This is a genomic window from Marinobacter sp. M5B (genome assembly GCF_042604615.1).
In the GTDB taxonomy this organism is placed as follows: domain Bacteria; phylum Pseudomonadota; class Gammaproteobacteria; order Pseudomonadales; family Oleiphilaceae; genus Marinobacter; species Marinobacter salarius.
The window spans coordinates 1,923,958-1,944,524 of sequence record NZ_CP156894.1; the positions used below are offsets into that span (position 1 = coordinate 1,923,958).

Annotated in this window: 20 protein-coding genes; 9 read left to right on the forward strand and 11 right to left on the reverse strand. The window is 58.4% G+C overall.

Going from position 1 to position 20,567, the window contains the following annotated elements; translation table 11 throughout:
• The first annotated feature begins 68 nt into the window (after window positions 1-68).
• The 4 genes from AAGD24_RS08655 (at window position 69) to AAGD24_RS08670 (ending at window position 4,058) form a co-directional block, all read left to right on the forward strand.
• On the forward strand, window positions 69-971 hold the full coding sequence (locus AAGD24_RS08655) for a DUF368 domain-containing protein (RefSeq protein WP_379867319.1): 903 nt from the start codon (window positions 69-71) through the stop codon (window positions 969-971).
• Window positions 972-1,323: 352 nt separating this feature from the next.
• Entirely contained in the window at window positions 1,324-2,079 is a 756-nt protein-coding gene (locus tag AAGD24_RS08660; RefSeq protein ID WP_185906434.1) for a peptidoglycan DD-metalloendopeptidase family protein, read from the forward strand.
• A gap of 215 nt (window positions 2,080-2,294) precedes the next feature.
• Entirely contained in the window at window positions 2,295-3,296 is a 1,002-nt protein-coding gene (gene rpoS, locus AAGD24_RS08665; RefSeq protein WP_036206655.1) for an RNA polymerase sigma factor RpoS, read from the forward strand.
• A 186-nt stretch (window positions 3,297-3,482) separates the two neighbouring features.
• Complete coding sequence (locus tag AAGD24_RS08670) at window positions 3,483-4,058, forward strand: chalcone isomerase family protein (RefSeq protein WP_036206658.1); 576 nt, start codon at window positions 3,483-3,485, stop codon at window positions 4,056-4,058.
• 43 nt (window positions 4,059-4,101) lie between these two features.
• Here the strand turns inward: AAGD24_RS08670 and nth are convergent, their stop codons facing one another.
• From nth to metG, 8 genes are read right to left on the reverse strand one after another with little or no spacing between them, the layout of a single operon-like run.
• On the reverse strand, window positions 4,102-4,743 hold the full coding sequence (gene nth, locus AAGD24_RS08675; protein WP_036206660.1) for an endonuclease III: 642 nt from the start codon (window positions 4,741-4,743) through the stop codon (window positions 4,102-4,104).
• A 40-nt stretch (window positions 4,744-4,783) separates the two neighbouring features.
• Window positions 4,784-5,494, reverse strand: coding sequence for an electron transport complex subunit E (locus AAGD24_RS08680; RefSeq protein ID WP_036206662.1), 711 nt, complete (start codon window positions 5,492-5,494; stop codon window positions 4,784-4,786).
• Between the two features lies 1 nt (window position 5,495).
• A complete protein-coding gene (rsxG, locus tag AAGD24_RS08685; RefSeq protein WP_379867121.1) occupies window positions 5,496-6,197 on the reverse strand; it encodes an electron transport complex subunit RsxG in 702 nt (233 codons plus the stop codon).
• A 3-nt stretch (window positions 6,198-6,200) separates the two neighbouring features.
• The gene (rsxD, locus tag AAGD24_RS08690; RefSeq protein WP_228210788.1) at window positions 6,201-7,253 is read right to left on the reverse strand and encodes an electron transport complex subunit RsxD; all 1,053 of its coding nucleotides are present in this window, start codon (window positions 7,251-7,253) and stop codon (window positions 6,201-6,203) included.
• Between the two features lie 19 nt (window positions 7,254-7,272).
• The gene (rsxC, locus tag AAGD24_RS08695; RefSeq protein ID WP_379867123.1) at window positions 7,273-9,111 is read right to left on the reverse strand and encodes an electron transport complex subunit RsxC; all 1,839 of its coding nucleotides are present in this window, start codon (window positions 9,109-9,111) and stop codon (window positions 7,273-7,275) included.
• Window positions 9,111-9,689 (reverse strand): electron transport complex subunit RsxB, encoded by a 579-nt coding sequence (gene rsxB, locus AAGD24_RS08700; protein ID WP_041335008.1) that lies wholly within the window; start codon window positions 9,687-9,689, stop codon window positions 9,111-9,113. Before rsxB ends, rsxC begins: the two co-directional genes overlap by 1 nt.
• Before the next feature lie 15 nt (window positions 9,690-9,704).
• Complete coding sequence (rsxA, locus tag AAGD24_RS08705; protein ID WP_007155451.1) at window positions 9,705-10,286, reverse strand: electron transport complex subunit RsxA; 582 nt, start codon at window positions 10,284-10,286, stop codon at window positions 9,705-9,707.
• A gap of 12 nt (window positions 10,287-10,298) precedes the next feature.
• Window positions 10,299-12,332 carry a methionine--tRNA ligase gene (metG, locus tag AAGD24_RS08710; RefSeq protein WP_379867125.1) on the reverse strand — a complete coding sequence of 678 codons (2,034 nt, stop codon included), beginning with the start codon at window positions 12,330-12,332 and terminating at the stop codon, window positions 10,299-10,301.
• 180 nt (window positions 12,333-12,512) lie between these two features.
• On the opposite strand from metG, the gene apbC reads away from it, so the two are divergent.
• The 4 genes from apbC to AAGD24_RS08730 all read left to right on the forward strand — a co-directional run bounded on the left by apbC (window position 12,513) and on the right by AAGD24_RS08730 (window position 16,443).
• Window positions 12,513-13,613, forward strand: coding sequence for an iron-sulfur cluster carrier protein ApbC (gene apbC / locus AAGD24_RS08715; protein ID WP_126810302.1), 1,101 nt, complete (start codon window positions 12,513-12,515; stop codon window positions 13,611-13,613).
• Window positions 13,614-13,880: 267 nt separating this feature from the next.
• Window positions 13,881-14,447: a dCTP deaminase gene (gene dcd / locus AAGD24_RS08720; protein WP_305937056.1), complete on the forward strand. Its 567-nt coding sequence runs from the start codon at window positions 13,881-13,883 to the stop codon at window positions 14,445-14,447.
• A 55-nt stretch (window positions 14,448-14,502) separates the two neighbouring features.
• A complete protein-coding gene (locus tag AAGD24_RS08725) occupies window positions 14,503-15,102 on the forward strand; it encodes a YjaG family protein (protein WP_007155425.1) in 600 nt (199 codons plus the stop codon).
• Between the two features lie 69 nt (window positions 15,103-15,171).
• Window positions 15,172-16,443, forward strand: a complete 1,272-nt coding sequence (locus AAGD24_RS08730) for a valine--pyruvate transaminase (RefSeq protein ID WP_126810301.1) — start codon at window positions 15,172-15,174, stop codon at window positions 16,441-16,443.
• Between the two features lie 9 nt (window positions 16,444-16,452).
• Here the strand turns inward: AAGD24_RS08730 and AAGD24_RS08735 are convergent, their stop codons facing one another.
• The 3 genes from AAGD24_RS08735 to purM form a co-directional block, all read right to left on the reverse strand.
• Window positions 16,453-17,193 carry a DUF3108 domain-containing protein gene (locus tag AAGD24_RS08735; RefSeq protein ID WP_379867127.1) on the reverse strand — a complete coding sequence of 247 codons (741 nt, stop codon included), beginning with the start codon at window positions 17,191-17,193 and terminating at the stop codon, window positions 16,453-16,455.
• Between the two features lie 83 nt (window positions 17,194-17,276).
• Window positions 17,277-17,957: a phosphoribosylglycinamide formyltransferase gene (purN, locus tag AAGD24_RS08740; protein ID WP_085681091.1), complete on the reverse strand. Its 681-nt coding sequence runs from the start codon at window positions 17,955-17,957 to the stop codon at window positions 17,277-17,279.
• Complete coding sequence (gene purM, locus AAGD24_RS08745) at window positions 17,954-19,018, reverse strand: phosphoribosylformylglycinamidine cyclo-ligase (protein WP_305937059.1); 1,065 nt, start codon at window positions 19,016-19,018, stop codon at window positions 17,954-17,956. The genes purN and purM overlap by 4 nt, the downstream gene beginning before the upstream one ends.
• A 223-nt stretch (window positions 19,019-19,241) precedes the next feature.
• Here purM and AAGD24_RS08750 point away from each other — a divergent pair, with 223 nt between their 5' ends.
• Entirely contained in the window at window positions 19,242-20,540 is a 1,299-nt protein-coding gene (locus AAGD24_RS08750; RefSeq protein ID WP_379867128.1) for a DUF2066 domain-containing protein, read from the forward strand.
• Window positions 20,541-20,567 lie beyond the last annotated feature (27 nt).

The window sequence follows — 20,567 nt, forward strand, 5'->3', positions numbered from 1 at the left end:
AACGCCCCTCTGAGTCTTCTGCCGACGTACCTCACTCCCATCATCCCTTTGCGGTATTCCTGAGGGGCATGGCCATGGGGGCGGCTGATATCGTACCCGGCGTGTCGGGTGGCACCATTGCATTCATTACCGGCATTTACTTCCGGTTGCTGGAAGCCATCAATGCCGTTCCACAAGCCTTCTTTCAGCATCTGATCCGTGGTCAGGTGAGGCAATTCTGGGCGGCGTGTGACGGCACCTTCCTACTGTGTCTGCTGGCGGGGATCCTGGGTAGTATTGCCACACTCGCGTCCGTGATCAGTCATGCCCTTGCCACTTATCCGATCCTTATCTGGAGTTTTTTCTTCGGCCTGATCGTCGCGTCAGTGTGGCACGTCGGCCGTCAGGTTCGTCGTTATGAGCCAATGTTGCTGTTGCCATTTTCGGTGGGAACCGTTTTTGCCTGGTGGGTAACGACTTTGTCTGGCAGCCCGTTGTCGCCCTCGATGCCGGTGTTCTTCGGTGCCGGGGCCCTGGCCATCTGCGCCATGATCCTGCCAGGAATTTCCGGCAGTTTTATCCTGGTGATTCTGGGTATGTACGTCCCGGTGCTGGACGCCATACGTTCCCTGGATCTGGGCATCCTCGGGATTTTCGCTGTTGGTTGTCTGGTCGGTTTACTGTCGGTTGCCCGGCTCATTACCTGGGCGTTCCATCGCTACCATGACCTTGTGCTGGCGTTGTTGACTGGCTTCATGGTGGGGGCGCTGAACAAGGTCTGGCCCTGGAAAGAGACACTAAGCTGGCGCACCAACAGTGCCGGCCAGCAGGTGCCCCTGAACGAAGCAAGCGTCAGTCCGATGGGCTATGCTGAGTTGACCGGTGACGAGTCACAGTTACTGCTGGCGATAACCTGTGCGTTCGCCGGTCTGTTGCTGGTTTTGCTGGTGGAATGGGTGGGCAGGAAAAAACAGCCTGGCGCCGCCCGCTAGCCTGGTTTTCTGCTCGCTGTTGTGACGGCGTTCACGGGCGTATCGAGACTAAGTGTTACTTTTTGATCCGTACGGTTGTTTCGGGCAGTAACAAACGCAACAGATGGGTAACTTGGTTTCATGCCCAAAATGTGCAATAAATTAGCAAGTTACTTAAAACACTTTATAAACCGCCGAATTTTTTATACGAATTACTAATAACGGGCGTATTTTTATTCTTTTGAGATTAGTGCGTGGGTCCATCATTGCTGCGACGGCAGTCTTCCCGCGGCTCCCCTCCGGTGCCCCTGCCTCTCCGTGTTCAAAAAAACGGACGCGCCTCTACGCCTTTCTGCTTGTGCTTTTTGGCGCCATGCTGCTGACTGGCTGCAACACGCAGGCAATCTACCGTGATGACCTCTACAACCCGCCAGTGTACTGGGGCCGCCACGTTGTCAAATCCGGGGAAACGCTCTATAGCATCGCCTGGCGGTACGGCCGTGACTACCGGGAATTAGGTAATGCCAATGGTATAAGCCCGCCTTACCACATCAAGGCAGGGCAGGTTCTCAGGCTGGACCTTCGCGGAAATGTAACATCCACAGCGCAGACTGGCGGAAGTAGTAAAACGTCGGTCTCGCGACCACCAACCCGCACCGCATCGCGACAGCCTGCTCCCAAACCGGAGCCAAAGCCGACGGTTTCGCGGCGGCCCGATAAGTCGTCACCATTAACGGGTCAAAGCCAGACAGTATCCAATGTCAACTGGCGCTGGCCCCACGTTGGCACCGTAATTGCAGGTTATTCTACATCCGGGAAAGTCAATAAAGGTATTGATATTGCTGGAAAAGCAGGTGACTCTGTGAGGGCAGCGGCAAGTGGTAATGTCGTTTATGCTGGAAGTGGGTTGCTCGGTTATGGCAACTTGATCATAGTGAACCACAACGAGCACTATTTGAGTGCTTATGCTCACAACCGGAAGATTCTGGTGCAGGAAGGGGAGGACGTTAAAGCCGGACAGGTCATCGCTGAACTGGGAAACAGCGGCACGGACAGGCCCAAGTTGCATTTTGAAATCCGGAAAAATGGCAACCCGGTCGACCCCGCCCACTACCTCCCGGGCCGATGAAACGGATTGGCAGAACAAAACCTGGCGTCCGGCACCGAAAATCAGAGGCAACGAAAGATAATAGTCGAGACAAACAATAAAAAAACGACGGTTCCGGCAACCGTCAACAGCTAGCAATAAATGTCCTGAACAAGAACACGAAGAAAGCAGGCGCTCGCAATAACAAAAAGACGTGAGCGAATTTCCAGGATCATTGAAAGGCGGGGCAAAGAGTTATGTCAGCAGAGCATGAAGAACTCATCATTGATCGTGTATCAGATGTTGAAGACGCAGATGATCAGCTGTTAGCAGAGGACAAAGTAGAAGAAAAAGAAACGGCCGAAGTGGAGGCCGTTGAAACAGAAGAAGACATCCCGGCCCAGGGACGATACTTTACCAGCCAGAAACAACTGGACGCCACCCAGCTTTATCTCAACGAAATCGGTTTCTCTCCTCTCTTAACACCCGAAGAAGAAGTGTACTTTGCACGGCTCGCCCGTAAAGGAGAGGAGTCTGGTCGCAAGCGTATGATCGAGAGCAATCTACGCCTGGTGGTCAAGATTGCCCGGCGTTACGTGAACCGTGGTCTGACACTGTTGGACCTGATAGAAGAGGGTAACCTTGGGCTTATCCGTGCGGTAGAGAAGTTTGACCCCGAGAGGGGCTTCCGTTTCTCCACCTACGCGACCTGGTGGATCCGCCAGACCATTGAGCGGGCCATCATGAACCAGACCCGCACCATCCGCCTTCCCATCCACGTTGTAAAGGAACTCAACCTGTACCTGCGCGCGGCACGGGAGCTTACCCAGAAGCTGGACCACGAGCCGTCAGCGGAAGAAATTGCGCGGATGGTCGACAAGCCGGTAGCAGACGTTAAGCGGATGCTGGGCCTGAACGAGCGCGTTGCGTCCATGGACACGCCTATTGGTACCGGCGGCGAAAAATCCCTTCTGGATACCGTCGCAGACGAAGGCGCCTCCGATCCCGCCGACCTGCTGCAGGACAACAACATGTGCTCCTGTGTCGAAAAGTGGATCGATCAGCTCAGCGACAAGCAGCAGGAAGTTCTCTCCCGTCGCTTTGGCTTGAGGGGTTACCCCATCAGCACGCTTGAGGAAGTAGGCCAGGAGATTGGTCTGACTCGTGAGCGGGTTCGCCAGATCCAGGTGGAGGCGCTACGTCGCCTTCGCGAAATCCTGGAGAAGGAAGGCCTGTCGGGAACCATGCTGTTCAAGTAATCGCTTCTGTACTACCAAAAACCGGCCCGCTGTCTGCAGGCCGGTTTTTTTGCGTTGCCAAATGAGAACCAGCCGGCGTAAGCGTTCGTTTGCTCCCTGTTAAACTTGGATGGCCGGAGGGGGATATGGGTGTCGAACTCCGGTGCAATCAGACATTCAATAATAACGATCAATAAGGAAAGGACGATGAAGAAGGCCCTATCAACAGGATTTGCATCACTGCTGCTGACAGCAGCCCTTACAACACCAGCCGCCGCCCTGACGGTGGAGGGCGTTGACGTGCCGGATACCTACTCGGCGATGGATACCGAGCTCAAGCTCAATGGTGCGGGTACCCGTTCCAAGTGGTTCATGGACCTATATATCGGTGGTCTGTATGTGCCCGAGACCATCGACGATGGTCAGGCCATTATCAACGCCGACGAGCCCCAGGCCATCACCCTGCACATCATTTCCGGGATGATCACCAGCGACAAAATGAAATCCGCCACAATGGAAGGGTTTGAAAATTCCACAGGGGGAGACCTGGCCGCGATCAAGGACGATGTGGATGCGTTCCTGGATGTGTTTTCAGAAGAGATCAAGGACGGTGACGTGTTTGATCTCGTTTACCTGCCGGGTGAAGGCGTGCGCGTTCTTAAGAATGGCAAGGAACGCGCCACCATTGGCGACCTGGAGTTCAAGAAGGCCCTGTTCGGCATCTGGTTGTCAGACGAGCCTGCCCAGGAAGATCTGAAAGAGAAGATGCTGGGCCAGCGGTAAGCGCACAGTAAGGTGCACCGGTTCCGGTTATCCGGGGCCGGTGTCAGTCCATGTAATCCCGTTTCTGCTTGAATTCGCACAGATCTTCGATGATGCAGGCGCCGCATTTGGGCTTCCTGGCGGTACAGGTGTAGCGCCCGTGAAGGATCAGCCAGTGATGGGCATCCAGCAGGAACTCCCTGGGCACCAGCCGCATCAGGCGCTTCTCCACTTCCAGCACGTTTTTGCCCGGCGCAATTCCCGTTCTGTTCGATACCCGGAAGATGTGGGTATCCACCGCCATTGCCGGTTGCCCGAACGCGGTGTTCAGAACCACATTGGCGGTCTTGCGGCCCACACCCGGAAGGGCTTCCAGGTCTTCCCGGTTGTCCGGAACTTCCCCGCCGTGTTTTTCAATCAGCGCACGACAGGTCTTGATCACGTTCTCGGCCTTGCTGTTAAACAGCCCGATGGTCTTGATGTATTCCTTCAGGCCATCCACTCCCAGCGCGAGGATTTTTTCGGGTGTGTTGGCTACGGGGTATAGTTTTGCTGTTGCCTTGTTCACACCGACGTCCGTGGCCTGGGCCGAGAGGATCACCGCGATCAGCAGTTCGAACGGGTTGGTATAGTTCAACTCGGTTGTGGGTGTCGGATTGGCTTCCCGCAAACGGGTAAAGATTTCCGTACGTTTTGCCTTGTTCATGGGTTATCCGCTGGCTGGGAAAGTAATGGTCATTGGATGTTCAGGATACATGGCCTGTTACCCGCACTCGCTTGCTACCGGCCACGATGGGCTCCGCCGCCGTACGGCGGGCCTTGAGATGATTGTCGATGCCATTCTTCAGCGCGATAAGCAGCCCCAGCCCCACAAAGGCGCCTGGCGGCAGCACCATGAAGAGCACGTCCGGGTATTGCTCCAGCGGACGGATTCCCCAGTCTGCCGCCATGGGGCCCAGCAGGAGATCCATATCGGTAAACAGGGTGCCCTGTCCCACGAGTTCCCGCATGGCGCCGAGTGCAATCAGCACTACCAGAAAACCGATACCCATCATGACACCGTCCAGCAGGGCGGGTAGGGGCGGGTTCTTGGAGGCAAACGCGTCCGCACGGCCCAGAATGGCACAGTTGGTCACAATCAACGGAATGAAAATGCCCAGGATCTGGTAGAGCTCATAGGTATAGGCCTGCATCAACAGTTCAGCGCAGGTGACGAAAGAGGCGATGATCATCACGAAGGCAGGCAGGCGCACCGACTCGCTAACAAAGTTGCGGATCAGTGACACTGCCAGGTTCGAGCCCATCAGCACCATCAGCGTTGCCAGGCCCAGGCCGATGGCGTTAACGACGGTACTGGTCACCGCCAGAAGGGGACAAAGCCCCAACACCTGAACCAGGGCAGGGTTGTTGGTCCAAAGCCCGTCACGGATGATCTCTGAGCTGGATTTGGTCGCCATGTTACGAATGCTCCCGGTCTGGTGTCTGGCCAGCGATTTCCTCGGGCGTCAGCGGCGTGCTACGGGGTGACGCGGGTTCATCGAGGATGTCGCGAATGTCACTGCGGTGCTCACGGAAATAGATGAGTGTTTTTTGCACCGCATTAACCACGGCTTTCGGGGTGATGGTCGCACCAGTGAACTGGTCAAATGCCCCGCCATTCTTCCTGACAGCCCAGCGTTCCGGTTCCGGGTTGCCAAGGGACCGGCCGGTGAACGAGTGAATCCAGTCTGACTTCTTGGTTTCAATGCGGTCGCCCAGGCCAGGGGTTTCCCGGTGGCTGGTCACCCGAACTCCCAGCACAGTGCCTTTCATATCCAGACCCACCAATAGGTGAATGTTGCCAGAATAACCGTCAGGGGCCACCACCGGCATGATCAATCCGGTAGGGCGGCCATTGCGACGTGCCACCCAGGCCGTGACGGGGTCGTTAGCATTCATTCCGTTATCCGCCGGAAGCTGCACCGTGTCGGTCAGCAGATGATTGTCGTGCCGGTTCTCCGGAATGATCTCAAACAGCGCCTGTGCTTCCGCCCTGGCGGCCTGTTCCTGTATGCGCTCGGCCGTCATGACCTGGGTGATGGCGATGGTGCCGCCGGTAATGATGGCGAACAGGCCCAGGCCAATGGCGTTGCGACGGATGGACTTCGCGAGTGCTGCCATGGTTTACCCCTGACCCTTGCCGGGAATGCCGCGCCGGGGCTTATGATGCCCGTAGGTACGGGGCGGCGTGTAATGGTCGATAAACGGCACCGCGAAGTTCATCAGCAGAACGCTGAAGGCCACCGCATCGGGGTAGGCACCCCAGGTGCGGATCAGGTAGATCAGGATACCAATACCCGCTCCGTAGATAAGCTTGCCCTGATGACTGGACGCGGCGGACACCGGGTCCGTGGCAATGAAGAACGCGCCCAACATGGTGCCACCGGCCAGCAGGTGCATGGACAGCGGCGCATACAGGTCTGCGTTGCTGCCAAAGGCAAGACTCATAAGTGCGAGGCCCGCCAGCATGCTGACTGGAATGTGCCAGGTGATGATCTTCAGGCCGACAAGAACCAGACCACCGGCGAGGAACGCGGCGTTGACCCATTCCCAGCCCCGGGCAACACCGTCACCGAAGGTGGGGTGAGCAAGCACTTCCGCTGCGGTGTGGGTGGTAATCTTGTGTTTGTACTCATCCAGCGGCGTGGCCATGGTGAAGGCGTCCACCGCTGTCTGTTGGCCAGAGGCGATCATACTCAGGGTGTCACCAAACCCCGGAGCGGTCTCCCATAGGAGGCCGGGCTGCGCCCAATTCGTGGTCATGGCCACGGGGAACGAGATCAACACCAGAGCGTAACCCACCATGGCAGGATTGAACGGGTTGGAGCCCAAACCACCATAGAGCTGCTTGGCCATGACGATGGCGGCGATGACGGCAACCGCGGACACCCACCAGGGCGCAAACTGTGGCAGGGAAAGGCCCAGCAAAAGGCCAGTGACCGCAGCAGTGTTGTCTTTCAGGAAGAAAGCCACCGGGCGCTTGCGAAGCTTGAGGATAGAAGCCTCGGCCGCGAGTGCCACCGTGATGCACCAGACCACGTTGATCAGATTGCCCCAGCCAAAGAACAGGGTCAGTACCAGCAGGCCGGGCAGGGCCGCCAGAATCACCCACAGCATGACCTGTGACGTGGAGCGGGCGTTACGGGCGTGGGGCGAGGACTGTTGCGCAAGTGCCATTAGCGTTGGAGCCTGTTCATCATGAGTCTGTCGTTTGGGTATCGGTGGCCGCCACAGATTGCCGGGCCTCTGCCAGAGCCTCTTCCGCCCGCTTCACCCGGTCGTGGTTCTTGGTGACGGCTCTCTCGAGTTTTTCGACATTGTCCGCATTCTCGGCCCTGGCATCCTCCAGCATGCTTTGCATGGTGTTCAGCTTTGCGGTGGCCTGGGCAAGCTGCTTCTCCAGGGCGTCAACATCGGGCGCCGGTTCGCTGGCGGCTTTGGTTTCAGATGTCTCAGCTTTCGTTTCGGCCTGTTGTTGGCCCTTGGCCTTTTTACGGGCAAGGGCTTCCTGCACCAGGGCGGCTTTGGCGGCACGGTCATCGGCGGGCTGGCCTTCTGCATCCGCCTTTTCAGCCTCGGCCTGCTTCCTGGCCTGGGCTTCGGCAGCCGCCTTCGCTCGTTCTTTGCGGCGCTGCTCTTTCTCCTGCTGTTCCCGTTCGAGTCTCGCCTGACGGGCTTCAAAACGTTCACGGGCGCGATCCGCTTTCAGCTGTTCAGCCTGTTGTACCCGTATCTCGCCTTTGGCCGCCCGGTAATACTGCACCAGCGGAATGGAGCTGGGGCAGACGTAAGAACAGGCACCACATTCGATGCAGTCGAACAGGTTCAGGTGCTCGGCTTTGTCGAACTCCCCGGCTTTGGAGTACCAGAACAGTTGCTGGGGCAGCAACTCCATTGGGCAGGCTTCGGCGCACATGCTGCAGCGAATACAGGGTTGTTCCGGAGCCGGGTCCGGTAATTCCGTGGCAGTGGCGGCAATGACGCAGTTGGTGGTCTTGACTACCGGTACGGCTGGCGTTTCCAGGGTATAGCCCATCATCGGCCCACCCAGAACAAGGCGGTGGAGCTTGCTGTTTTCCTGCCCGGCCTGCGCGAGCAGGTAGTCGATAGGTGTGCCGATCAGGACCTCGAAATTACCGGGATCGGTAACTGCATACCCAGTGACCGTTGTGACACGGGAAATCAACGGCTCGCCCCGATGAATGGCGGCGGATACGGCGATGGCTGTGCCCACGTTCTGGCACATCACTCCAATATCCGCCGGAATCCCGCCACTGGGCACTTCCATGCCTGTCAGGATCTGTATCAGCTGTTTTTCACCGCCAGAGGGATATTTGGTGGGGATGACCGCGATCTCTGTCTGGGTGCCCTCCGCGGCTTTCCTGAGCGCTGAGATGGCCTCTGGCTTGTTGTCCTCAATGCCGATCACAACCCGCTCCGGGCGCAGTATCCACGCCATGATGCGCAACCCGGCAATGATCTCGCCTGCGTTCTCCCGCATCGACATATCGTCGGCCGTGATGTAGGGCTCACACTCCGCGCCATTCAGGATCAGCGTGTTTACCTTCCGATCCCTCGGTGGGCGTAGCTTGATGTTTGTGGGGAAGCCGGCGCCTCCCATGCCGGAAATGCCGGCGTCGCGGATTCGTTCGAGCACCGTTTCCCGGTCCAGATCCCGGTAGTTCGTTACCGGGTTGAGAGGCGCCCACTCATCTTTTCCGTCGGGCTTGAGGGTAATGCACCAGTCGCTCATTCCAGAGGGATGGGGAACGGGCTGAAGGCTGACGGATTCAATGGTGCCGGACGTCGGCGCGTGAACGGGTACGCCCATGCCGCCGGTCACGTCGGCAACTTTCTGGCCTTTGAGAACTCGATCGCCGACTGCAACACAGGCTTCGGCCGGCTCGCCTATATGCTGCTGCAACGGCAATACCAGAACTTCTGGCAGACCGGCGCCAGTGATCGGGCGTGATGTGGACTGGTGTTTGTTTTCGGCAGGATGGATGCCGCCGGAAAAGTCCCAGAGCTGTGTCATCAGGCGTTGGCCCCCTGACGATCGGTGGCAATCACACCGGATTTGGGCGGTGTCCAGGTCCAGGAGCGAATGTCGGGCTCTACCGTAATCATGTCGATACAGTCCACCGGGCAGGGTTCCACACACAGATCACAGCCGGTGCATTCGCTCTCGATTACGGTATGCATGTGTTTTGCGGCGCCGAGGATGGCGTCCACCGGGCAGGCCTGGATACACTTGGTGCAACCAATGCACTCGTCCTCGCGAATCACCGCAACGCGCTTGGCCTGTTCCACCCCGTGTTCCGCGTCCAGCGGTTGTGGCTCCACGTCCAGCAGGTCCGCCAGTGCCTTGATGGTGGTTTCACCGCCCGGAGGGCATTTGTTGATGGCATCGCCGTTGGCAATGGATTCGGCGTAGGGACGGCAGCCGGGAAAACCACACTGGCCGCACTGGGTTTGGGGAAGCATGGAGTCAATCTGGTCCACCAACGGGTTGCCTTCCACCCGAAAGCGCTCTGCGGCAAAGCCCAGCAGGCCGCCGAACACAACCGCCAGCGCGAGCAGAACCAGTACGGCAATCAGTATGCTCGTCCACATAATACAAACGCTCCGTCAGACGCTGACCAGACCAGTAAAGCCCAGGAAAGCCAGAGACATCAACCCGGCGGTGACCATGCCAATGGCGGCGCCCCGGAAGGCAACCGGAACATCGGCCACGGCGATGCGTTCACGCATGGCAGCAAACAGCACCAGCACCAGCGAAAAGCCGGCGGCGGCTCCGAATCCGTACAGGACAGACTCCACGAAGTTATTGTTCTTGTTGAGGTTAAGCAGGGCAACACCCAGAACCGCACAGTTGGTGGTGATCAACGGCAGGAAAATGCCCAATACCCGATAGAGCAGGGGGCTGGTCTTGCGCACCACCATCTCCGTGAACTGCACCACAACGGCGATGACCAGGATGAACGTAATGGTTTTCAGGAACGCCAGGTCCAGCGGCTCCAGCAGGTAGGTATACGCCAGGTAGCTGCACACCGAGGCCAGGGTCAGCACAAACGTGGTGGCCAATGACATGCCCATGGCGGTTTCCAGCTTCCCGGATACGCCCATGAACGGGCACAGTCCAAGAAACTGAACCAGCACAAAATTGTTCACCAGTATGGTGCTGACCAGGATCAGCAGATACTCAGTCATCAGAGCGCGCCATTACATAATCCGCATGCCGGGCGTGGCGCCCGAATCCGGTGACAGGATGAAAATATCTTTTCCGCCGGGGCCGGCCGCCAGCACCATGCCCTCTGACATCCCGAATTTCATCTTTCGGGGCTTGAGGTTGGCCACCATCACCGTCAGGCGTCCTTCGAGGTCCTCAGGTTTGTACGCCGATTTGATGCCGGCAAAAACGTTGCGCTCGCCCTCTCCAACGTCAAGGGTAAGGCGAAGCAGCTTGTCGGCGCCGTCCACGTGTTCAGCTTTAACAATCTTGACGACCCGAAGATCCACCTTCGCGAAATCCCCGAATTCTATTTCATCCGCAATCGGCTCGAGATTGGCTTCCGGGGCCTTCTCTCCTGTCGCTGCGGGCATTTCTTCCTTGGACGCGTCCAGCATTTTTTCGATCTGAGCCATATCCACGCGGTTCATCAGCGGCTTGAACTTGTTGATGCCGTGATTCTCAAGCCGTTGCTCGCGCTTGTTCCAGTCCAGCGGCGCATTCAGGAACGCCTCGGAAGCCTTGGCGGTTTCCGGCAGAACCGGCGCCAGGTAAGTCATCAGCAGGTGGAACATGTTGATGGCGTTGGTGCAGATGGCCTGCAGGTTGTCGTCCTGGCCGTCCTGCTTGGCAATGACCCAGGGCTGCTCGTCATTCACGTACTGGTTGGCGATGTCAGCCAGTTCCATGATTCGACGCATGGCGCGGCCGAACTCCCGGGCCTCGAAAAAGTCCGCGATCTCATCGCCGGCCTCGATAAACTCTTTCAGCTTTTCATGTTCGGTGACGGTACCGAGCTGGCCATCAAAGCGCTTGGTGATGAACCCGGCGCTGCGACTGGCAATGTTGACCACCTTGCCCACCAGGTCCGAGTTCACCCGCGCGGCGAAGTCTTCCAGGTTCAGGTCCATATCGTCGACGCTGCCGGTGAGTTTGGCGGCGAAGTAGTAGCGCAGGTATTCCGGATTCAGATGGTCCAGATAGGTCCGGGCCATGATGAACGTGCCCCGGGACTTGGACATTTTCTTACCATTTACCGTCACGAAACCATGGGCCCAGACGGCACTGGGTGTGCGGAACCCGGCGCTGTGCAGCATGGACGGCCAGAACAGGGCGTGGAAATTGATAATGTCCTTGCCGATAAAGTGGTACACCTCGGCGGTGGAATCCGCCTTCCAGAAATGCTCGAAATCAATGCCTTCCCGGTTGCACAGGTTCTTGAAACTGGCGAGGTAACCAATGGGCGCGTCGAGCCAGACGTAGAAGTACTTGCCGGGTGCATCCGGAATCTCGAAGCCGAAGTAGGGGGCATCGCGGCTGATGTCCCATTCCTGCAGGCCCGCATCCAGCCACTCGGCCAACTTGTTGGCCACCTGGGGCTGCAGCGTACCGCTACGAGTCCAGTTCGCAAGGAAGTCCGCAAATTCCGGCAGGCGGAAGAAGTAGTGCTCGGATTCCTTGTCCACCGGCGTGGCACCGGAGACCGCCGAGCGGGGATTGATCAGCTCAGCCGGGGTATAGGTGGCGCCACAGGCTTCGCAGTTGTCGCCGTACTGGTCTTCGGTCTTGCACTTGGGGCAGGTGCCCTTGATGAACCGGTCCGCCAGGAACATGTTCTTTTCAGGATCGAACGCCTGGGTAATCTTGCGGGTGGCGATGTGGCCGTTTTCCTGCAACTGGCGATAAATGTATTCCGAGAACTGGCGGTTCTCCTCGGAATGAGTGGTGTAATAGTTGTCGAAGCGGATGTGGAAGCCGCCGAAATCCTGCTGGTGCTCGTCCCGGATACGGTCGATCAGGCTCTCGGAGGAGATGCCTTCCCGCTCGGCACGGAGCATAATGGCAGTACCATGAGCATCGTCCGCACAAACGTAGTAGCAGTTCTGGCCACGCATTTTCTGATAGCGCACCCAGATATCCGTCTGAATGTATTCCAGCAGATGGCCCAGGTGGATGGGGCCATTGGCGTACGGCAGGGCGCTGGTAACCAGAATATCGCGCTGTTGCTTTGAACTCGCTTGCGTCATGTTGTGGTCCGAACCTTCATTCGTCAGGAGTTGGGCGTTCGCGTTTGCCGGCCTTGCTCCGGGTAAAGAACCCTTATGGCCAGAAACGGGCACAAATGATACCTTCCGAGCAGATAATTTTCACCCGAAACACCTGTTTCCGCGCTAATAAATGCGCGTGACGTTAGACCGGAGATTCCGATGGCACAGATTTCACAGCAGGCACTGGAAACCGCCGTACAACAGTACCGCGACCCCTACCTGGGCAAGGACCTGTATGAATTGGGTGCGGTGAAATCCCTGACCGCGGACGACGGCGGTAAGGTCACCGTGATGATCGAATTGCCATACCCGTCCAAAGGCATCGCCGGCGCCCTGAAAGAGCTGCTCACCAACGCCCTCGACGACGTTGATGGCGTTGAGAGTGTTGATGTCCACGTGGGACAGAAAATCCACTCCCACAAAGGCCAGAAAGACATCCAGTCCGTTCCCGGCGTCAAGAACATCATTGCCGTGGCCTCCGGCAAGGGTGGTGTGGGCAAATCCACCACCGCCGTCAACCTCGCCCTGGCGCTACAAGCCGAAGGCGCCCGCGTCGGCATCCTTGACGCGGACATTTACGGCCCCAGCATCGGCATGATGCTGGGCGTTCCCGAAGGCAAGCGCCCCGACACCCGGGAAAACAAATACTTCGTCCCTATGGAAGCTCACGGCCTGCAGGCCAACTCCATGGCCTTCGTCGTCACCGATAAAACCCCCATGGTCTGGCGCGGCCCCATGGTCAGTGGCGCCGTCATGCAACTGCTGCAACAGACCCTGTGGAACGAACTGGACTACCTCATCCTCGACATGCCCCCGGGCACGGGCGACATCCAGCTCACTATCGCCCAGAAAGTCCCGGTAAACGGCGCCGTCATCGTCACTACACCCCAGGACATCGCCCTGCTGGACGGCAAAAAAGGCATCGAAATGTTCCGCAAGGTGGACATATCCGTGCTGGGCGTGGTGGAAAACATGAGCGTCCACATCTGCAGCAACTGCGGCCATGAAGAACCCCTCTTCGGCCACGGCGGCGGCGAACGCATCGCCGAAGAGTACGACACCACGCTGTTGGGCCAACTCCCGCTGCACCTGACCATCCGCGAACAGACCGACGGCGGCACCCCGTCTGTGGTGGCAGAACCCGATTCGGAAGTGGCAAGGCGCTACAAGGATATCGCCCGCCGGGTAGGTGCGGAGTTGTCCACACGAGAGCGAAATCTTACCGGTTCGATCTCCAGCGTGTCCGTAACTGAGCACTAGTAAAGCCCGCAACACCAAGAGGTGGACTGAGCTATAGACCACCACGAAAGCTGGATCGCCAGAACAGACGGGGCCTTCCGAAACTGTGAAAAACATGGATGTTTTTCTCAAGCCTACATGGACGTATCAACGGCGTGTTTCGGAAGGCTCCGTCTGTTCTGGCAGCCCCCGAAGCCAGGAAGCAAATTCAGGGCCCAAGCCTTCGACAGTCATTAAGTGAACAGGTAAACTACCGCCTCTCTTTTTTATGGATACGAGACGTCACCCATGAGCATCAAATCCGACCACTGGATTCGCCGGATGTCCCGGGATCAGGGCATGATCGAACCCTTTGAATACGATCAGGTCCGCGAAACCGAAAAAGGCCGCGTAATCTCCTACGGCACATCCAGCTACGGCTACGATGTCCGTTGCAGCAACGAATTCAAGATCTTCACCAACGTCCACTCCGCCACCGTGGACCCGAAGAACTTCGACGACAACAGCTTCGTCAACTACACCGGCGACGTCTGCATCATCCCGCCCAACTCCTTTGCCCTGGCGCGCACCGTGGAATACTTCCGTATCCCCCGCAGTGTGCTGACCATCTGCCTGGGTAAATCCACCTACGCGCGGTGTGGCATCATCGTCAACGTCACACCACTGGAACCCGAGTGGGAAGGGCAGGTCACCCTGGAATTTTCCAACACCACCAACCTGCCGGCCAAAATCTACGCCAACGAAGGCGTCGCCCAGATGCTGTTCTTCGAGTCTGATGAAATCTGCGACACCAGCTACAAAGACCGGGGCGGAAAGTACCTGGGGCAAACAGGCGTGACCCTGCCGCGAACATGAGTGGCAGTGCCGCAGGGGCGATTCCGGTAAGTGACATCGTCAGGAGAGAGCCACAGTGAACGCCAATCAGTTTCTGAAAGCTGTCTCACAACTGCAGGGCTGGCGGGAATTTACCTTCCTGATGGCCCTCGCTGAGCGCTCCTTCCCCAATTACGCCCTGTTTGCGGACGCCGTTGGGCTCAAAACCGGTGCGAAAATGCGCCAATTGCTCGATCTTGGCTGGGAAATGCTGCAAAAGGACGTTTCCGAAGCGGCCATTCCCCAATTGCTGGCGAAACTCGAATCGCTGTCGCCAGATGTGAACGCCTATGACGCTTACGGTGTCTATCCCGCCTTTGATTTTTGCCAGTTGCTGGAACAGGCATTGCTGAACCGGCTCAATCCGGGCAAGCACCGCGCAACCGACGCCTCCCAGATGGCCACCGCGACCGTCATGAACTTTGTTGAGCTTTCTGAAGGTGAAGATCTGGAAGAAGATGAGCTGGTCAGGCTATTGGACCAGCACCCGCTGATGAAAGAAGACAAGGTATTCCAGCGCGACCTGATCCTGGCCCTCAAACGCCAGCGCACGCCCACCAGCCAGTTTGTTGAACGCATCCACGGCGATGCCGCCAACGACGGTGTGAGCAACCTGGGCATCTCGCTGAGCGACTGACCGGCAGCGCTGCTGGCTCTGGCCTACACTTGGGTGACAATCCGTTCTAATCCGGTACAGAAAAGCATCATGAAACTCTCTTCCTTTGGTCGGAAATTTACCGCGGATGCGGGAATCACCTCCCTGATGGATGACCTTGGCAACGCCCTGGCGTCCGGCGACGACATGATCATGATGGGTGGGGGCAATCCCGGCCATATTCCCGAGATCCAGGCTCGGGTCCAGCAGATACTGGCCGACATGGCCCAAAGTGATGGTGATACGCGCAGGCTGGTCGGCATTTATGACCCGCCCCAGGGTGAGAAGCAGTTCATTGCCTCTTTGGCCGAGCTCCTGAATCGTGAGTATGGCTGGGGATTGAAGCCGGAAAATATTGCCCTGACCAATGGCAGTCAGGCCGCGTTTTTCATGCTGTTCAATATGTTTGGTGGTGACTATGGTGATGGGGTGCACAAGCATGTCCTGTTGCCACTGGCGCCAGAGTACATAGGCTATGCCGATGCCGGTATTGAGCCCGGGTTGTTCCACGCCGTGCAGCCGGATATCTCATTCACCGACGCCCATGAGTTCAAATACCGGGTGGATTTCGATGCGGTTGAGGTAACGGCTGAAACCGGCGCGATCTGCGTTTCCCGGCCCACGAACCCCACTGGAAATGTGGTCACCGACGAAGAGCTGGCCCGGTTGGAAGCCATGGCCCGCCAGCACGACATCCCGCTGATTGTGGATGGAGCCTACGGTACACCGTTTCCAAGCCTGCTGTTTGTGGATGCGAAACCCCACTGGAACGACCAGGTGATCCTGTGCCTGAGCCTGTCTAAGTTCGGCCTGCCGGCCGTGCGTACGGGCATCGTTATTGCGGCGGAGCCGGTGATCAAGGCCTTGTCGGGCATTAATGCCATCATGAATCTGGCCACCGGCAGTTTTGGCGCCATGCTGGCGGAGCCTCTGGTGCGCTCAGGAGAGATTCTGTCGCTCAGCCGGGATGTGGTCTGCCCGTTCTACAAGGCGAAAATGGAGCGGGCGGTGGCGGTGTTCCGGGATGCCATGGGCGAGGACAGCTGTCGCTGGTACGTCCATAAACCCGAAGGCGCCATGTTTCTCTGGCTCTGGTTTCCGGGGCTGCCGATCAGCAGTCTGGAGTTGTATCAGCGGCTGAAAGCGCGGGGCGTGCTGGTGGTGTCGGGGCACTACTTCTTCCCCGGTTTGCCGGAAGACGGCTGGAAGCACCGCCACGAATGCCTGCGGGTGACCTACTCACAGGACGATGAGCGCGTGGCGGAGGGGCTGCGAATCATCGCGGATGAAGTGAAGGCTGTCTGGGCGACGGCCAGCCCGTAACTCACCGCTCTAGCGGCCCACCTTGGCGTCGCTGATGGTCAGTTCGTACTCGCTGCCGTCAGGTTCCACCTGGAGGAAGCGGATCAGCAGGTAGTCACGCTCCGGCGCGAACCACATCAGGGACTCGCGTTTACTGTCGCTGTCGCGAACCTTCTCGGCCTTAAGTGTGCGGATGTCGTCGCCGTTGATGCGCACGGTTTCCTCGTCAACGACGGCGAATTTGTCGGTGTCGTAGTCGCCCTTGTCGATGACGCGGTATTCCATCTCGCGCTTGCCGGCCTTGATGTCCTGGCTTAGCTGCAGTTGATAGCCCATGGGGTCCATGGCGCCTTTCTCCAGCTTCATCGAAAACTTATCGCCTTCGTGATGCCCACTGACCACGTTATTTTCCCAGTCAAAATCGATCGCTTCCTCACGGTCCCGGATGAAGAGGCCGGAGAGCTTGTAGCGGTAACGCAGGGGAACCACCTGATTGTCTTCCCAGCGGAAGATCAGCGATTCGTCAATGTCTGCAACAAAGGAATCCACGTCGGTTCTGAAATGCCAGGTGCCATCGTCCCGTTGTTCCAGGATGCGGAGGGCGTCACCATTGAGGGAGATGCCCTTGTCCAGGGAGGCGTTGTAGCTGAGCTTCATGGGTTGGAGGGTAACGTCCTCCTGCTCGTCCGAGGCGTGTGCGAGCGAGGCTCCGAGAAGCAGCGCCCCGGTTAACAGGGCGGGCAACGCTGTGAGGCTGAATTTCAGGGGCATGCGACTCCTCCGGTTGCAATGGCAGATCTGTCACTGAACAGTCTAGCGCGACTGGTTGCTTCCGGAGATGACGATAAGTTTACTCAGGCCGAGGCTGCTGAGTTCTCGTCCGGAAGTACCACCGGTCGATTCAGTGGCTGACCGTCGAACACTACATAGTCGGTGCCCAGTTGAATGCGCCCCTCACAGAACCAGCGCACTACGATCGGGTAAAGCACGTGTTCTTTCTCCTGGACTTTCTCGGCGAGGGATTCCGGGGTGTCGTCCGGGGATATGCTCACTTCTGCCTGGGCAATCACCGGCCCGCCATCCAGTTCTTCGGTGACAAAATGAATGGACACGCCGTGGGTTGTTTCGCCAGCGTCCAGTGCACGCTGATGGGTCTTCAGCCCGGTGTACTTGGGCAGAAGGGAAGGGTGCACGTTCAGCATGGTGCCACGCAGTGCCCGCACGAAATCCGTGGTCAGGATGCGCATGAAGCCCGCCAGGACGATCAGGTCCGGGTTGTGACGGCGAATCTCCGCCATCAGTGCGCCGTCGAACTCCTCGCGGGAACCGTAATGGGTGTGATCCACGGTGAAGGTGTCGATGTTGGCCTGGGCTGCCCTCTCCAGAGCGAAGGCGCCAGGGCGGTTGCACCCTACCGCAACGATCTGGCCGGGAAAGTCCCGCTCCCGGCTGGCGTTGATGAGAGCCTGAAGGTTGGTGCCGCTGCCGGAAGCCAGGACCAGGATGCGTGGGGCGGTTACGGAATCTGCCTTCATGCCGACAACAGCCCTGGCGCATAACGTACTGATGCAGAGGCCGTGGCGTCGTCAGAGGCTTCAATGATGCCGACCTGCCAGACTTTTTCACCCAGAGCGTTCAGCGTATCAAGGGCCAGTTCGCGCTGGTTTGCAGGGATGCATACAACCATACCGACGCCACAGTTGAAGGTGCGGTACATTTCTTCGCTGGCAACGCCGCCGGCATTCTTCAGCCATTGGAACACCGGGGGTAGCTGCCAGCTGTCCGTATCGATGGCTGCAACCATGCCATCAGGCAGAACCCGGGGAATGTTCTCCGGAAGGCCGCCGCCAGTGATGTGGGACAGCGCACGAACGTCCACTTCGCGGACGAGCTGGAGCAGGTTTTTCACATAAATGCGGGTGGGCGCCATCAGGGCATCCGCGAGGGTAACGTCGGCAACCGTCTGGTTCAGGTCAGCGTTACTGACTTCCAGGATCTTGCGGATCAGGGAGTAACCATTGGAGTGCGGGCCGGAAGAACCCAGGGCGAGCAGAACGTCGCCAGCCTGCACGCGGCTGCCATCAATGATCTCGCTGCGCTCTGCCACACCCACACAGAAACCGGCCAGATCGTAGTCGTCCCCTTCGTACATGCCCGGCATTTCCGCCGTCTCGCCGCCCACCAGGGAGCAGCCGGCCTGTTCACAGCCAGCGCCAATGCCGTCGACAACCTGGGCGGCTACGTCGACATTCAGCTTGCCGGTAGCGTAATAGTCCAGGAAGAACAGGGGTTCCGCACCGCCTACTACCAGGTCGTTGACACACATGGCCACAAGGTCAATGCCAATGGTGTCGTGCTTCTGGAGTTGCATCGCAAGTCGAAGCTTGGTGCCGACGCCGTCGGTGCCTGATACCAGCACCGGCTCATTGTAGCCAGGGGGAATAGCCACCATGGCGCCAAAGCCACCGAGGCCGCCAAGGACTTCCGGGCGACGTGTGCGCGCCGCGGTATTCTTGATGCGGTCGACGAGTTCGTTACCAGCATCGATATCAACGCCGGCATCACGATAGGTGAGGGAGGGCTTCTGTTCGCTCATGGTGTGTTTAACCGTTTGGACAGTGGGACAGGCGGCGGATTTTAACAGGTGCGGAACGGCGCTCCAAATGCAATTGCCCCGTTTGTCACCCTTAAAGGCAGTGTGGCACCGGATTGACTTTCTGCAATCCCGGTTAGCTACTCACACCAGGGGGCTTGGTGTATCCTATGCGCCATTAAGACGAATCGCAGGGTGTTTCATGCCAGACTCAGGAAAAATCTCGATGCAGGCAGTGCGGATAGTCCGTCAGTCACTCCGGTTGTTTGGAGTATTGGCGCTGATGGCCGCGCCAGCGGCAGCTGTTACCGTTACCGGCCTTTACTCGGTGGAAGTGCCCGTCGCTGGCTCGCAGCCTCAGGAACTTGAGCAGGGCTATGCGGACGGCCTGAGCCGGGTGTTTGTGCGCGTTTCCGGCACCCGCGACGTGCTGCGCAACGAAGGCGTTGAAGAACTCCTGGCGAACGCCGAATCGCTGCTTCAGTCCTACCAGTTCTTACGCTCCGATACGGGAAATCACAGGCTACGGATGAGCTTCGGTGCGGTCGGCGTCAACCGTGCGCTGGCGTCCGCGGATGCACCGGTGTGGGGCGCGAATAGGCCGCTGACGCTGGCCTGGATCGCGGTCGAAGAAGGCGGGCGCCGTACCCTGGTCCATCAGGGAAACGACAGTACCGGGACGGGCGCCGATGAACAGTGGCGTCGCGTTTTTCAGGACGCGGCGGTTGACCGGGGTTTGCCGGTGGGGCTTCCTCCCGCAAGATACCGGGACGACCGTGAACTGTTGTCGGACATATGGGGACAGTTTACATCCAGTGTTCGCAGATCGTCCGAGGATATGGAGCATGACCTGATGTCGGTGGTACGGGTCAGCCGTTCCGGATCACAGTGGCGTGCCGGATGGGTGTTTGACGGTATGGGGCTGGATAGTACGGAGCAATCGGTGACCGCCGATACGCCGCAAGCTCTGGCTGCTGCCGTTGTCGGGCGCTGGGCGGAAATGTTTGCAGATCGTTATGCGGTTGCGGGCAGTGATGTCGGCGAGTCTCCACAGGTGGACATCGTTGTGCATGGAGTCAGCAATCTGAAGGATTACGCCCGTGTGAATGGGGTTCTCAAAAACCTGTCGCCCGTGGTCGATGCGGGTGCCACCAGAGCGCGGAAGGACCAACTGACGCTCAGGGTTGCCTTTTCAGGGGAGATGGAGCAGCTGAAGCAGTACATTGCCCTGGACCCGCGGCTGGTTCCGCTTTCAGACGCCGAGGTCTCACGCATGCCCACAGGTGATGAGCGTCAACCCGGTGGTCAGGCGCAGGCCCGATCGGTGCAGCAGGCCCCGCAAGGCGGTATTGCACTGGCGGAACAGAGCACGGAGAGCGCTGCGGCCTCCGCCAACCCGCTGTTCGTTTACCAGCCTCTACTGGCAAACGAGGAAGAGTCAGAACAGGCGTTCGAGTCACTCTATCAGGTGCTTCATTACCGCTGGCAGCCTGCCTCCATCGTCGAGTCGGAAGACGGGGAATAATATCGCGGTGTTCGGTATGAGGGGAGT

Coding starts and splice junctions, on each gene's coding strand:
- AAGD24_RS08655 (WP_379867319.1), top strand. CDS start 69: ATGGCCATGGGGGCGGCTGATATCGTACCCGGCGTGTCGGGTGGCACC.
- AAGD24_RS08660 (WP_185906434.1), top strand. CDS start 1,324: ATGCTGCTGACTGGCTGCAACACGCAGGCAATCTACCGTGATGACCTC.
- rpoS (WP_036206655.1), top strand. CDS start 2,295: ATGTCAGCAGAGCATGAAGAACTCATCATTGATCGTGTATCAGATGTT.
- AAGD24_RS08670 (WP_036206658.1), top strand. CDS start 3,483: ATGAAGAAGGCCCTATCAACAGGATTTGCATCACTGCTGCTGACAGCA.
- nth (WP_036206660.1), bottom strand. CDS start 4,743: ATGAACAAGGCAAAACGTACGGAAATCTTTACCCGTTTGCGGGAAGCC.
- AAGD24_RS08680 (WP_036206662.1), bottom strand. CDS start 5,494: ATGGCGACCAAATCCAGCTCAGAGATCATCCGTGACGGGCTTTGGACC.
- rsxG (WP_379867121.1), bottom strand. CDS start 6,197: ATGGCAGCACTCGCGAAGTCCATCCGTCGCAACGCCATTGGCCTGGGC.
- rsxD (WP_228210788.1), bottom strand. CDS start 7,253: ATGGCACTTGCGCAACAGTCCTCGCCCCACGCCCGTAACGCCCGCTCC.
- rsxC (WP_379867123.1), bottom strand. CDS start 9,111: ATGACACAGCTCTGGGACTTTTCCGGCGGCATCCATCCTGCCGAAAAC.
- rsxB (WP_041335008.1), bottom strand. CDS start 9,689: ATGTGGACGAGCATACTGATTGCCGTACTGGTTCTGCTCGCGCTGGCG.
- rsxA (WP_007155451.1), bottom strand. CDS start 10,286: ATGACTGAGTATCTGCTGATCCTGGTCAGCACCATACTGGTGAACAAT.
- metG (WP_379867125.1), bottom strand. CDS start 12,332: ATGACGCAAGCGAGTTCAAAGCAACAGCGCGATATTCTGGTTACCAGC.
- apbC (WP_126810302.1), top strand. CDS start 12,513: ATGGCACAGATTTCACAGCAGGCACTGGAAACCGCCGTACAACAGTAC.
- dcd (WP_305937056.1), top strand. CDS start 13,881: ATGAGCATCAAATCCGACCACTGGATTCGCCGGATGTCCCGGGATCAG.
- AAGD24_RS08730 (WP_126810301.1), top strand. CDS start 15,172: ATGAAACTCTCTTCCTTTGGTCGGAAATTTACCGCGGATGCGGGAATC.
- AAGD24_RS08735 (WP_379867127.1), bottom strand. CDS start 17,193: ATGCCCCTGAAATTCAGCCTCACAGCGTTGCCCGCCCTGTTAACCGGG.
- purN (WP_085681091.1), bottom strand. CDS start 17,957: ATGAAGGCAGATTCCGTAACCGCCCCACGCATCCTGGTCCTGGCTTCC.
- purM (WP_305937059.1), bottom strand. CDS start 19,018: ATGAGCGAACAGAAGCCCTCCCTCACCTATCGTGATGCCGGCGTTGAT.
- AAGD24_RS08750 (WP_379867128.1), top strand. CDS start 19,242: ATGCAGGCAGTGCGGATAGTCCGTCAGTCACTCCGGTTGTTTGGAGTA.